The following is a 12,529-nucleotide window of genomic DNA, read 5'->3' on the forward strand; positions in this document are numbered from 1 at the left end:
GCGACAAGCAGCGACCCTGTTGCGGCTACCAGTATTTTGAGATTGCGCGGAATTGCTCCACCGCGACTTTCGTGCCCTCACCTTCTTCGGCATGAACAGGGCAATGATCGATATGATCGTTGATAAACGCTTGCTTGGCGCTGGCGATGATCTCGTAATGATGAGCGCGATCGGGAAGCATCTGGAAGATGGTCAGGACGAGGAACAGGCCATCGCCGATGGCGCGATGGAACGGGTGCGTCCGGTCCTGATGACCGCGATGGTGGCGTCGCTCGGGTTGTTGCCGATGGCGCTTGCCACTGGAACTGGCGCCGCGGTGCAGCGGCCCTTGGCGATCGTCGTGATCGGCGGTCTAATCACATCGACCGTGCTGACCCTGCTGGTGCTGCCGGCGATCACCGCCTGGGTGTCGCGGTTGAGGCCGCGACGCCGGACGGACACGGCCTTATCCTCGGCCTGACAGTCGCGAGAGTGGGAGGCGTTGCGGTTCTGTTCCGCGACGCCTCCCATCCTTCACCGACTAACGATGAAGATGGTCCTCGTCCCCGCATTGACGATCTGACCCTTCGGTCTGGATCGTGCTATGCTCGATCTCGTATTTTTCCAGAAGGACGGCCTGGACAGCGGTGCGAGTGGCATCGACGTCCGCGCCCTCCTTCAGCACGACATGGACCGTGCAACTCACATCGTCGTTGCTCATCGACCAGACGTGAAGATCGTGGAGGCCGGCGACGCCGGGAACGCCGGCGATTGCCGTGCGGACCTCGCCGAGCTTCAGTCCACCCGGCACGCCTTCGAGCAGCACGTTGGTCGTATCGCGGAGCAATATCCACGTCCGCGGCAGCACCCACAGCCCGATCGCTACTGCGACGATGGGATCGATCCAGGTAAAACCGGTGAACTTGATGGCGAGCGCGCCAAGAATCACGCCGATCGAGCCGATCATGTCGGCCCACACCTCCAGATAGGCGCCCTTCACGTTGAAGCTGGCGTCCTTGCCCGCTGTCAGCAGCCGCATCGAAATCAGGTTCACGACGAGACCGATCGCCGCGACCGCCATCATGCCCCAGGACTGGACTTCCTGCGGCGCATTGAAGCGTTTGATCGCCTCCACGAACACATAGATAGCGATGACGAACAGCAGCACGGCGTTGAACGCCGCCGCCAATATCTCGAACCGCCGGTAGCCGAACGTCCGCTTTTCGTCGGCTGACTTGCCGCCGAGCTTGATCGCCATCAGCGCGATCACGAGCGCCGCGACATCGGTCATCATGTGCGCGGCGTCGGAGAGCAGCGCGAGACTGTTGAAAACGAACCCGCCGATTACTTCGGCGACGAGATAGGTGGCGGTCAGCCCCAGCGCCCAGGTGAGCATCTTCGCGTTGGCGCCCGCCGTATGGTCGTGGCTATGGCCGGCTGCGCCATGATCGTGCGGCATCAGGAAGTTTCCCAAGTTTCAGAAATGAACGGCCCCACAACCCGTTCGAGAAGGGGTGCGCAGATTGAGTTACGATAAACCCTCACGTTGTAACGCTCCGGGTTCGATAATCATGACCAGAGCGATACTCGACGTCGATGTGTTCCACTCTCTCAATAGGCACATCGGCGATCGACGCGCTGAACGGCACTAAACGCCTTACCCTTGTTGAAAGAGTGCCGTTCCAACGTGTGTCGACGCTGTATGGGTTAGCCAAGTCCTTGATGAATGCGGTGACATGGAGATGACCTCCAAGTCCGGGGCTGACCTGAGCCCTCCAGATTGGTCCGTTCTTTGTGAGAAATTCCCGGTTAGGTTTGGCAGATGCCGGACGAGGGAATCCGTCAATGAAGAAGTTGAGGTTCAGCGAGCAGCAGATCGCGTTCATCCTCAAGCAGGCCGAGGATGGAACGACCGTGGAGGAGGTGTGTCGGAAAGCCGGCATCTCGATCCAGACGTACTATCGATGGCGCAGCAAATACGGAGGTCTGATGCCGTCGGAGATGAAGCGCCTGAAGGTGCTGGAGGAGGAAAATGTCCGGCTGAAGCGGCTGGTGGCGAACCTCAGCCTGGACAAGGAGATGCTGCAGGACGTCATCCGCCGAAAAATGTAGGGCCTGGTCGAGCCCGGGAGATCGTCGGCTATTTGCAGGCGAGCTACCAGGTCAGCGAACGGCGAGCCTGCGGCGCGTTTCCGATCAATCGATCGACCCAGCGCTATCAGTCCCGCCGCCTCGATCAGGCCGGCCTCAAGATGCGGATCAAGGAGTTGGCTGCGACCCGTGTTCGCTACGGGTATCGACGCATCCATGTGCTGCTCCGGCGGGAAGGCTGGGAGATCAACCACAAGCGCACTCATCGGCTGTATCGCGAACTCGGGCTGCAGCTGCGCAACAAGACGCCCAAGCGCAAGGTGAAGGCGAAGCTGCGCGATGACCGGACGCCGGCGACGGCGCCCAACGAGTGCTGGTCGATGGATTTCCTGTCGGACCAGCTGTTCGACGGGCGCAAGATCCGGGTGCTGTCGATCGTCGACAACTTCACGCGCGTGTCGCCAGCGCTCGATGTACGGACGAGCTATCGTGGCTCTGACGTGGTCGAGACGCTCGACCGCATTGCCGCAGCACACGGTCGCCCCAAGCGCATACGTCTGGATAATGGGCCGGAATTCATCTCGAAGGATCTCGATCTATGGGCCTATCAGCATGATGTAGTGCTGGACTTCAGCCGCCCCGGCAAGCCGACCGACAATGCGTTCGCGGAGGCGTTCAATGGCCGCGTTCGGGCCGAATGCCTCAACGCATACTGGTTCTTGAGCTTGGACGACGCACGGGTAGAATGTGAGGCGTGGCGGCGCGATTACAACGAGCACCGTCCGCATAGCTCCCTCGGCAACCAGACCCCGATGGAGCGCGCTTTTTCGTCAGGGCAGGCATGCCTGCCCTGACGAAAAGAGAGCCGGTTTTCTCATAAAGACCGGACCTAAGACGGGGTGAGGCTCACCATGATCCAGACTGTCATAGTCGATGGACCACTCAGAAGGGGGCAGCTCAGCCATCAGAAGTTGCGCCAGCACCGATTGCCAGGTGGGGAACACGCCTAGAACCGACAGCCGTGGCACGTCCGTGAGCGGCGCGATGTTAATAAGGCCGGCTTCCTGGAGCGCGGCGACGCCTTTGCCGGTGCCAGCCGATTCCGACAAGGGTTATCCGCACCATCATGTGACTTGCCATGGCGACCACATCGGCGTGCCGGTGACGCCCGCCCCCGTGTTCTCGGCGAGCGCAATGCGCGTGTGCCCGCTGTCGTGGGATCAAGGGTCGATCACGCCCGCGACGAGCGACCCGGCTTTACGGCCTCCACAAGCCTGACGAACCCCTAGCACCTGTGCGCGCGCACGGGCTTCCAGGTTTGTCAGGAGACGATCATTCATGTCCCGTGTCATCGCGGCCCTTATGGCCATCGCGTCAGGCGCTTCGATAGCGCAGGCGCAAACGGCCGCGCGGCCATCCCAGGCCGCTACCGATCCGCCCTTCATCCTTGAACGCGCGCTCGCACCGGGCGGCGCTGCATTCCATCCGCTGGTGGTCAGCAATGCCGGCGTGCAGGCCGTGACCGCACGCCGGGTCGTCGTCGCCCTTCGCCCCAGTTTCGAGATGGGAAAGCACAGCAGCGAAATTAGGGCTTGCTCCTCTAGAGACTGTAGGTTGCATGAGCGCAACCTGCGACATGAATCGCGGGAAATCGGATGAGCAAGCACCAAGTTCGACAGAAAAGCTGGAAGAGGAAGAGCCTAGTCGCAGTTCTGCTCCTCGCATTCCCCGTGTCGGGATCACTGGCGCAGACGTCCGCACCGTCATCGGCCGTGCCTTCGGAGCCTCCCTTCACCCTTGAGCGCGCTCTGGCGCTTGGCGGCGCCGTTTCTCCTTCGATTGCGGCCGGAACTGCAGGCGTACAGGCCGCGACGGCTGGTCGCCGCGTGGCGGCGCTTCGCCCCAACCCCGAGATCGTCGTCGAAACCGAGAACGTCGCCGGCAGCGGCGAATATCGCGGACTCCGCAGCGCGGAAACTACCGCGGGCTTGGCGCTTCCGATCGAGCTTGGCGGCAAGCGATCGGCGCGAGTCGCGGTCGCGGACGCGCAGATCGACCGGGCGCGGATCGGCGCGGCCATCGCGATCGCCGACCTCACACTCTCAATCACGCAGAGCTACATCGAGGCTGCGGCGGCCGAGCGGCGGTTGATTGTCGCACGCGAGCAAGCCGGCCTTGCGGCTGAGGGCGCGCGGGCGGCACGGGTGCGTGTGACAGCAGGCGCGGCGTCGCCGATCGAGCAACAGCGCGCCGAGGTGCTTCGCATCAACGCGGAGACCGCGGTGGAACGGGCCGCGCGCACTGCCGAGGTGGCGCGCGCGAACCTGGCGAGGCTGATCGGCCAGCCCGTGACCGGGCCGCTGGATACGGCTTGGTTCGAGCGGATCGGCGGCTACGGACCCACCCAGCTTATCTCGGCCGAGGGCACGCTGGCGCTGGCAGCGGCCAATGCTGACGCGCGCACCGCGAGCGCCCAGGTCCGGCTCGCGCGGGCGCAGCGCATCCCCGACGTGACGGTGAGCGCGAGCGCGCGCCGACTTGAGGCAACGAACGATGTGGCGGCGGTATTCGGCGTGTCGGTCCCCTTTCCGGTGTTCAACAATGGTCGCGCGGCCATTGCCCAGGCCCAGGCACAGGCAACCCAGGCGGAGGCGCTACGCCGGGTGGCGTTGCTAGAGGCCGATCGGTCGATCGCGAGCGCGCAGGCCGAGCTTGCCAATGCCGCGACGACCGCGCGCACGGCGGGAGGACCGGCGCTGACCGCAGCCGCGGAGGCCGCCCGCATCGCACGCCTCGGCTACGCGGCGGGCAAGTTCAGCCAACTCGATCTTTTGGAGGCCGAGCGGACGCTTCGCGAAACGCGCGCCGCAGCGATCGACGCCCTTGCCACATACCGCGACGCGGAGGCCCGCCTGGCGCGGCTCACCGCGCCAGCCACCCTATCGGCCGAGCAGACGCCCTCGAGTGCGCGCCCCGCCATCCCCGGAGATATTCGATGATCTTATCTGACAAGCGTTTGTTGGGCGGCGTGGCAGCGGCGGTGCTCGTTGCGGCGGCGGGCGGGTTCACCGTCGCACGATGGACGGCCGACACCCCGGCCGCGCCCGCGCCCGAGGGTGGCAAGTCCGAGGCGGCCGAAGCGGAGGCGGCGCCGAGCGATACGCTCCCGATGAGCGCCGAGATGATGAAGAGAACGGGCGTCACCACCGAAACCGTCAATCCAGGCGGGTTGGCGGCCGAGATCGTGGCCCAGGCGACGGTCGCACCGTCGCCCACGGGCGAGGCGATCGTGACGGCGCGCGCGGGGGGCGCGGTGACGCGGGTATTCAAACGATTGGGCGATCCTGTCAGACGCGGCGAGGCGCTGGCGATCGTCGAAAGCCGCGACGCCGCCCAGATCGCGGCCGACCGGACAGCGGCCGCGGCGAAAGCGACTCTTGCCCAACGCAACCTTGCGCGCGAACGCTATCTTTACGGCCAAAAGGTCTCGCCGCGTGTTGACCTCGAAACGGCGCAGGCGGAAGCCGCATCAGCGGCGGCCGAGGCGCGGCGTGCGAGCGTCGCGGCAGGAGCGGCCAATGTCACCAGCGACGGGCGCGGCGTCGTCGTCGCCTCTCCAATCGCGGGACGCGTGACATCGGAAAATGTCAGCCTGGGCGCGTTCGTGCAACCGGAGACCGAGTTGTTCCGCGTCGCCGATTCCAGTCAGATACAGATCGAGGCGGCGGTTGGACCTGCGGACGCGCAGCGGCTCGCGCCTGGTGACAGGGCGATCATCGACCTGCCAGACGGATCCACGACCAGCGCCCGTGTTCGCGCCGTGACGCCGACCTTGAGCGGCGAAACTCGCGCTGCGACCGCGGTGCTCGACGTGATCGGCGGTCGGCTTCAGCCGGGCTTGGCCGTGCGCGTGCGGCTGTTTCCGAGCCGCAGCGGTGCATCGACCGCGATCGTGGTGCCCGAGGAGGCGGTGCAATCGCTCAATGCTCGCGACGTGGTGTTCGTCCGCACGCCCAAGGGGTTCAAAGCCGTCCCCGTCACCACCGGGCAGCGCAGCGCCGGCCGCATCGAGATCGTGTCCGGTCTCGCATCGGGTCAGACCATCGCCACCAAGAACGCATTCCTGCTCAAGGCCGAACTCGGCAAGGGCGCGGGCGAGGAAGAATAACAGATGATCGTCAATCTCATTGCGCTGGCTGTCCGCGCGCGTTGGGCGGTTCTGTTCATAATTTTGGGGATCGCCGGCATCGGTGTTTGGCAGCTCACCAAGCTGCCGATCGACGCCGTGCCCGACATCACCAACAACCAGGTGCAGATCAACACGGTCGATCGGCGTCTTTCGCCGGTCGAAATGGAAAAGCTCGTCACTTATCCGATCGAGACCGCGCTTGCCGGCATCCCCGGCCTAGAGACGACCCGATCGATTTCGCGCAACGGTTTCAGCCAGGTCAGTGCGATCTTCTCCGAAGGCACTGACCTCTATTTCGCGCGGCAGCAGGTAGGCGAGCGGCTGACCCAGGCGCGCGACACGCTTCCCGATGGTGTCCAGCCGCAGATCGGCCCCGTGACCACCGGGCTCGGCGAAATCGTGATGTATACGGTCCGCTTCGCCAATCCGGGAGGAAAAGGAGCCAGGAGCGCGAACGGCCAGCCCGGCTGGCAGTCTGACGGGAGCTATCTGACGCCGGAAGGCGAGCGGCTGACCAACGAGGTTGAACAAGCCGGATACCTGCGCACCGTGCAGGACTGGATCGTCCGGCCGCAGCTACGTTCTGTTCCCGGCGTGGCCGGCGTCGACTCGATCGGCGGATATGCCAAGACGTTCGTGGTCGAACCCGATCCGGTGAAGCTCTCCACCTACGGCATCTCCTACAGCGAGCTTGGTGAGGCTCTGGAGAACGCCAATCTGGCGGTAGGCGCTAACTACTATAATCGCGGCGGTGAAGGCTATCTCGTGCGCCTCGACGCGCGGGTGCGCTCGGTGGACGAGATCAAGAACGCCGTCGCTGCCACCCGAGGCGGCGTGCCGATCACGGTGGGACAGATCGCCAACGTTGAGAGCGGGGGCGATCTTCGCACCGGCGGGGGCAGCGTGAACGGCAAGGAAGCCGTGATCGGCACCGTTTTGATGTTGATCGGCCAAAACAGTCGGATCGTCGCGCAGGACGTGGCCGCGAAGCTGGATCAGATCGGGAAAACATTGCCGCCGGGCGTCGAAGTCGAGATCGTGCTCGATCGCGCCAAGCTCGTCAGTGCCACGGTCGCGACGGTCGAACGTAACCTGACCGAGGGCGCGATCCTTGTTGCCGCGGCGCTATTTCTGTTGCTCGGCAATTGGCGCGCGGCGCTGATCGCGGTGCTCGTGATCCCGTTCTCGTTCCTGATGATGGCGATGGGGATGAACGCCTTTCGCGTCCCCGGAAACCTGATGAGCCTGGGCGCGCTCGACTTCGGCCTGATCGTCGATGGCGCGGTCATCATCATCGAAAACTGCCTGGCGAGGCTCGCGCACCGGCAGGAGCATGAGGGGCGGCTCCTCACCCTTCGCGAGCGGCTTGAGGAGACCATGCGGGCCTCCCAGGAGATGATTAAGCCCACCGTGTTCGGGCAGGCAATCATCCTGCTCGCGTTCGCGCCGCTGCTCATGTTCACCGGCGTTGAGGGCAAGACCTTCTCGCCGATGGCGATCACGATCATGCTCGCGCTTGTCGCCGCGTTCATCCTCGCGCTGACCTTCGTGCCCGCGATGGTCGCGCTGCTGATCCGGGGCCGCGTCGCCGAGAAGGAAGTGTGGCTGATCGCCAAGACCAAGGCACGCTATCTACCGCTCCTCGACAAGGCAATTGCGCGCCCGTGGCCGTTCATCCTTGGCGGCCTGGCATTCTTTCTGGCGGCGATCCCCGCGTTCGGGCTTCTGGGAAGCGAGTTCATCCCCCAGCTCGACGAGAAGAACATCGCGCTCGCGTCCACACGCGTGCCATCCGTCAGCCTGGAACAGTCGTTGGTGATGCAGCGCGAGGTTGAAGCGGCCGTCACCAAGCTGCCCGAGGTCGAATTGATGTTCTCGAAAACCGGCACGGCCGAGGTCGCGACCGACCCCATGCCGCAGAATATGTCGGACGGGTATGTAATTCTTAAGCCGCAGGATCAGTGGCCGGCAGGCGTCCATACCAAAGCGGACGTGATCGAGCGGATTGAGAAAGCGTCTCGGGGTCAGCTCGGTCAGCTCTACGAGATGAGCCAGCCGATCCAGCTCCGCTTCAACGAGCTGATCGCCGGCGTGCGCGGAGACGTCGCGATCAAGCTCTACGGCGACGATCTCGACAAGATGGCGCAGACCGCTGGCGAGATGGTCCGCATTCTACAGTCGATCCCCGGAGCGGGCAGCGTCAAGGCCGACCAGGTTGGCGGTGCGCCCACGCTCGACGTCAAGCTCGATCGCGCCGCCATCGCGCGCTACGGCCTGACGGTTAGGGAAGTCGCCGATACCGTCTCCGCGGCGTTGGGCGGTCGCGAATCCGGGTTGCTCTACGAGGGCGACCGGCGGTTCGACATCACCGTGCGGGTGCCCGAGGCTACACGAATCAACCTCGATGAAATTCAGGCGCTACCGGTGTTGCTGCCCAGCGAAGCCGGCCAAGCGCGCCAGCAGGTGCCGCTTGCCCAGGTGGCGCAGATACGCGTCACCGAGGGGCTGAATGAGATCAGGCGCGAGAACGGCAAACGTCGCCTCGCCATCCAGGTCAACCTCTTAGGTCGCGATGCCGGGTCGTTCGTCACAGAGGCACAAGCCAAGATCGCGCGGGTGAAGCTGCCTGCCGGTTATTATCTTGAATGGGGCGGACAGTTCCAGAGCCTCCAGGATGCGAGCCGCAGGCTCGCGGTCGTGGTGCCCTTGTGCTTCCTTGCCATCTTCGGGTTGCTTTACATGGCGTTGGGCGGGTTCGCGCGCGCCGGGGCGGTATTCTTGGCCGTGCCCTTAGGGCTGGCGGGCGGTGTGTTCACGCTCGCGCTGACCGGCATCGCCTTTTCGGTGTCGGCCGCGGTCGGGTTCATCTGCCTTGCCGGCGTTGCCGTGCTGAACGGACTGGTCGTGATGACCGCGATCCGGGAGCGTATCGAGAACGGCGCGCCGATCGCCGAGGCGATCCGCAACGGCATGGCGGACAAGATGCGCGCGGTTGTCATGACCGGGTTCGTGCCGGCGATCGGCTTCGTGCCGATGGCACTCGCGCACGGCACCGGCGCCGAGGTGCAAAAGCCTTTGGCGACGACGGTGATCGGCGGCCTAATCGCCGCCACCATCCTGACGCTGCTCGTCCTTCCCGCCATTGCGCGGGTGGTGCTCGGCTGGGGCGAGCGGGCGAGCAAGCGCGGTGATCCCGCACGGCATGATCCCGAACCGCACGACGGCGGGGGAGCGCACCAGCTCCCTGGACCGGGCACGATATGAAAATGGAGCCAAGCATGAACCAGCAAGCCAGACTGCTCCGCATCTACACCGACGAGGCCGCCTATGTCGGAGATCGCAAGGTCTATGAGGTTGTCGCCTCTCGGGCGCGAGACGCCGGGCTTGCCGGAGTGACGGTCCTGGAGGCGCTCATCGGATTCGGCCGATCGGCGCACGTCCACCGTCGCCATGTGCTCGAAAGCGACCGCGCCGTGGTCGTCGAGATCGTCGACGAAGACCCTAGGCTGCGTTCGTTTGCGACCCAGCTCGCCGACGTTCCGGAGATCGGACTGATTACCTTGGAGGCGGTCGAGATCATTACCCCGACGGCCGACGCTGACCACAACGGAGGGGCGAAACGATGATGAGGCAAGTCGATCTCTTCCCTTCGGAGGCGCATCCAGCATCGTTGCGCCGCTTCGTCATGCTGGTCGCGCTAACCGCGCTTGCCATGATCCCAGCCATTATTCTGAGGATCGAGGGGTGGCGGCCAAACCCTCTGCTCGACGCCATGCTGTTCGGCGCTGCCATCCTGGCAGCCGGCTTCTACCTGTCATGGGGAGCGGAAGCCGCGGAGTCGCGCATCTCCGCGGGCCTGATCGTCGCCATCGTGGCGCTGATCACCGTGCTCCCGGAATATGCCGTGGACTTCTACTACGCCTACTCGGCTGGGGCTAATCCAGGGTCCAATTACGTCCACTATGCGGCAGCAAATATGACCGGTGCGAACCGGCTGCTGGTCGGCATCGCCTGGCCGCTTCTGGTGCTGCTTCATTGGCGCAAGACAGGCGAACGCGCAATTTCGCTTTCTAGCGCCAACCGGGTCGAGATCCTCTTCCTCCTCGTGCCCAGCCTTTATGCGTTCAGCGTCCTCTTGAAGGACGCAATCAGCATCGTCGATACGGTCCTGCTCATTGCTTTGTTCGGCCTGTATATGTGGCGAGCGAGCGACAAGGGTGAAGGCGCGGGCAGCGACGACGACGATGATGACGAGCCCGGTCCTGCGGCTGCGCTCACCCTGCTCTCTCCGACGCGCCAATGGCTTGTCATGGGCGGACTGACCTTGGTGGCAGCCGCGGTAATCCTCGCGTCGGCGGAGCCGTTCGCCGAAGCGATGGTCGACTCCGGCCGTCAGCTCGGGTTCGACGAGTTCCTGCTGATCCAATGGCTCGCGCCGCTCGCCAGCGAAGCCCCCGCGGTCACAGTCGCCATTCTCTTCGTGTTGGCGAGGCGGTCCGAACAGGGCTTAGCGACGATGATTTCCGACAAGATCAACCAGTGGACCTTGCTGGTCGGCATGTTGCCCCTCGCCGTCAGTCTAGGTGCGGGCCAGCTTTCGAGTTTACCACTCGACGCGCGCCAGCATGAGGAGTTCTTCCTGACCGCGGCGCAGTCGCTGTTCGGCATCGCCCTCCTACTTCGCCTCGGGCTGAGCTTGCTTGGGGCGGCAGCGCTTGCCGGGCTATTCATCGTTCAGGTCGTGCTCGCTGTAGCCTGGCAGGGTGATGAGGCACGCACTGTCGCCAGCTTGACCGCACTCGGCTGGTTTTACATCGTGCTCGCCGGCGGGCTCTTTGCTTTGAACGCCAAGTATCTGGCGGGACTCGTGGGTGCCATTCGACCTCAAAGGCATCGGGGAGAAAATGCATGATGTTTCGGCAATGACGATGGAACCGTTGGCAGGATGAAACAGCGGCACCCCGTCGTCCTCGATCGCGATTACGTGCCGCGCTGGGCCGCCCCGAGCTGACCGGTCTATACGATCATGCGATAGCGTTGCTGACGCGCGAGCGCCGATGGCGAACCGCGCTGCTGCAATTGGCGGCCCCCAGCCCGAGCGAAACGATTCTAGATGTAGGATGCGGGACGGGCAGCTTCGCAATCATGGTGAAGCGGCAATGCCCGGCCGCGCGCGTTATCGGGGTGGACCCCGACCCGTCCGTGTTGAAGATCGCCCACGCGAAGGCAGCCAAAACGCGCGCCGCGATCGAATGGACCGAGGCGATGGGTGACGAGCTGGCGAGGACCGGGATCGAGCCGGTCGATAAGGTCGTGTCGAGATTGATATTCCATCAATGCCCGCTTGTCATAAAACGGGCGATCCTTGACGCGATATTTGACGTTCTGCGGCCAAGCGGCGCGCGTTTCGTTGCCGACTATGGCGAGCAGCGCAGCCGGACGATGCGGGCTCTGTTTCGGCAGATTCAGCGCCTCGACGGGTTCGCGAACACCCAGCCGAACGCTGATGGCGTGCTACCCCGCATGTTCGCCGCGGCGGGGTTCGATCGCGTGATCGAGCGCCAGTCGATATCAACGCCGACCGGCTCCATTTCTATCTACTCGGCACACAAGCCTTAGCTCGGTATCAGCCGAAAAGGCGGGGGCGGACGGTTGCCTCCATCAAGGGCGCCTGTCGCGAGAACTCTCTGTCATCACGGCCCTCCGTCCGTAGCTGCCGGGCGTTCAGCGCCATTCCGGCGAAACGCTTCTGCCGTCGATCCTCTTGCGGGTAAGTATGGCCCGAGCAGCAGTAGCCCGACCCCGAGCGAAATCCACACGTCGGCGAGGTTGAAAACGAAGGGGTGCCAGCTCCCGAAGTGCAGCCCGAGGAAGTCGGTTACAGACCAGCGTGCGGCGCGGTCGATCAGATTGCCCACGGCGCCGGCCGCGGCGACCGCTAAGGCCGTGCGCTGCCAGCCCTGCGAGCGGTAGGCCCACGCGACAAGGCCGAGGGTCAGGATTGCCGTGAGCCCGATCAGGAGGGCGCGCCCGACGTCGCCATCAGAGGCGAGCAGGCTGAACGACACGCCCTCGTTAAAGGTCAGGCGCAGCGAGACGAAGGGCAGGAAATCGCCCGCCGGCCCATAGGGTTCGAGCGCAGCCCGCGCCCATGCCTTGGTCGCCAGGTCTAGCGCGGCCCCCGTGGCGATCAGCAGCGTGGCCGTGCCCGCTTTCATGTCCGCTGCGTACCCGCGAGGTCCTGGCGCCCGTCGCGGATGCGCGACATGC

10 protein-coding genes and 2 pseudogenes are annotated in these 12,529 nt (G+C 64.5%); 9 read left to right on the forward strand and 3 right to left on the reverse strand.

The annotated features are described in order from the left end of the window. Nucleotides 1-151 precede the first annotated feature (151 nt). Nucleotides 152-460 (forward strand): annotated as a pseudogene (locus A7X12_RS08620) (efflux RND transporter permease subunit); the annotation flags it as partial. A gap of 60 nt (nucleotides 461-520) precedes the next feature. On the opposite strand, the gene A7X12_RS08625 reads toward A7X12_RS08620, so the two are convergent. Then, entirely contained in the window at nucleotides 521-1,438 is a 918-nt protein-coding gene (locus A7X12_RS08625) for a cation diffusion facilitator family transporter (protein WP_064311253.1), read from the reverse strand. A 386-nt stretch (nucleotides 1,439-1,824) separates the two neighbouring features. Between A7X12_RS08625 and A7X12_RS08635 the strand changes: the two genes are divergently transcribed. After that, nucleotides 1,825-2,924, forward strand: a protein-coding gene (locus A7X12_RS08635) for an IS3 family transposase (RefSeq protein ID WP_147036294.1) whose coding sequence is annotated in 2 segments (ribosomal slippage) — nucleotides 1,825-2,086 and nucleotides 2,086-2,924 — 1,101 coding nt in all. Because the reading frame shifts where the segments join, the coding sequence is not laid out codon by codon here. On the opposite strand, the pseudogene A7X12_RS26760 reads toward A7X12_RS08635, so the two are convergent. Further along, nucleotides 2,901-3,158: pseudogene (locus tag A7X12_RS26760) on the reverse strand (hypothetical protein); the annotation flags it as partial. The gene A7X12_RS08635 and the pseudogene A7X12_RS26760 sit on opposite strands and share 24 nt — an antisense overlap. A 250-nt stretch (nucleotides 3,159-3,408) precedes the next feature. Between A7X12_RS26760 and A7X12_RS25470 the strand changes: the two are divergent. The 7 genes from A7X12_RS25470 (at nucleotide 3,409) to A7X12_RS08665 (ending at nucleotide 11,878) form a co-directional block, all read left to right on the forward strand. Then, nucleotides 3,409-3,729 (forward strand): hypothetical protein, encoded by a 321-nt coding sequence (locus A7X12_RS25470; protein ID WP_147036290.1) that lies wholly within the window; start codon nucleotides 3,409-3,411, stop codon nucleotides 3,727-3,729. Next, nucleotides 3,726-5,069 (forward strand): TolC family protein, encoded by a 1,344-nt coding sequence (locus A7X12_RS08640; protein WP_064311256.1) that lies wholly within the window; start codon nucleotides 3,726-3,728, stop codon nucleotides 5,067-5,069. Before A7X12_RS25470 ends, A7X12_RS08640 begins: the two co-directional genes overlap by 4 nt. Beyond that, the gene (locus A7X12_RS08645) at nucleotides 5,066-6,238 is read left to right on the forward strand and encodes an efflux RND transporter periplasmic adaptor subunit (protein WP_064311257.1); all 1,173 of its coding nucleotides are present in this window, start codon (nucleotides 5,066-5,068) and stop codon (nucleotides 6,236-6,238) included. The genes A7X12_RS08640 and A7X12_RS08645 overlap by 4 nt, the downstream gene beginning before the upstream one ends. 3 nt (nucleotides 6,239-6,241) lie before the next feature. Further along, entirely contained in the window at nucleotides 6,242-9,523 is a 3,282-nt protein-coding gene (locus A7X12_RS08650; protein ID WP_084445250.1) for an efflux RND transporter permease subunit, read from the forward strand. A gap of 14 nt (nucleotides 9,524-9,537) precedes the next feature. Beyond that, on the forward strand, nucleotides 9,538-9,885 hold the full coding sequence (locus A7X12_RS08655; protein WP_064311318.1) for a DUF190 domain-containing protein: 348 nt from the start codon (nucleotides 9,538-9,540) through the stop codon (nucleotides 9,883-9,885). Next, complete coding sequence (locus tag A7X12_RS08660; RefSeq protein ID WP_198161971.1) at nucleotides 9,882-11,171, forward strand: sodium:proton exchanger; 1,290 nt, start codon at nucleotides 9,882-9,884, stop codon at nucleotides 11,169-11,171. Before A7X12_RS08655 ends, A7X12_RS08660 begins: the two co-directional genes overlap by 4 nt. Before the next feature lie 125 nt (nucleotides 11,172-11,296). Next, nucleotides 11,297-11,878: a class I SAM-dependent methyltransferase gene (locus tag A7X12_RS08665; protein ID WP_232318420.1), complete on the forward strand. Its 582-nt coding sequence runs from the start codon at nucleotides 11,297-11,299 to the stop codon at nucleotides 11,876-11,878. A gap of 74 nt (nucleotides 11,879-11,952) precedes the next feature. On the opposite strand, the gene lspA is transcribed toward A7X12_RS08665, so the two are convergent. After that, nucleotides 11,953-12,477 carry a signal peptidase II gene (lspA, locus tag A7X12_RS08670; protein WP_064311259.1) on the reverse strand — a complete coding sequence of 175 codons (525 nt, stop codon included), beginning with the start codon at nucleotides 12,475-12,477 and terminating at the stop codon, nucleotides 11,953-11,955. Nucleotides 12,478-12,529 lie beyond the last annotated feature (52 nt).

Source organism: Sphingomonas sp. TDK1, from assembly GCF_001650735.1.
Taxonomy (GTDB): domain Bacteria; phylum Pseudomonadota; class Alphaproteobacteria; order Sphingomonadales; family Sphingomonadaceae; genus Sphingomonas.

What these genes read in the sequence shown, in the direction of transcription:
- A7X12_RS08625 (WP_064311253.1), bottom strand. Translation starts at nt 1,438, where the DNA reads ATGCCGCACGATCATGGCGCAGCCGGCCATAGCCACGACCATACGGCG.
- A7X12_RS25470 (WP_147036290.1), top strand. Translation starts at nt 3,409, where the DNA reads ATGTCCCGTGTCATCGCGGCCCTTATGGCCATCGCGTCAGGCGCTTCG.
- A7X12_RS08640 (WP_064311256.1), top strand. Translation starts at nt 3,726, where the DNA reads ATGAGCAAGCACCAAGTTCGACAGAAAAGCTGGAAGAGGAAGAGCCTA.
- A7X12_RS08645 (WP_064311257.1), top strand. Translation starts at nt 5,066, where the DNA reads ATGATCTTATCTGACAAGCGTTTGTTGGGCGGCGTGGCAGCGGCGGTG.
- A7X12_RS08650 (WP_084445250.1), top strand. Translation starts at nt 6,242, where the DNA reads ATGATCGTCAATCTCATTGCGCTGGCTGTCCGCGCGCGTTGGGCGGTT.
- A7X12_RS08655 (WP_064311318.1), top strand. Translation starts at nt 9,538, where the DNA reads ATGAACCAGCAAGCCAGACTGCTCCGCATCTACACCGACGAGGCCGCC.
- A7X12_RS08660 (WP_198161971.1), top strand. Translation starts at nt 9,882, where the DNA reads ATGATGAGGCAAGTCGATCTCTTCCCTTCGGAGGCGCATCCAGCATCG.
- lspA (WP_064311259.1), bottom strand. Translation starts at nt 12,477, where the DNA reads ATGAAAGCGGGCACGGCCACGCTGCTGATCGCCACGGGGGCCGCGCTA.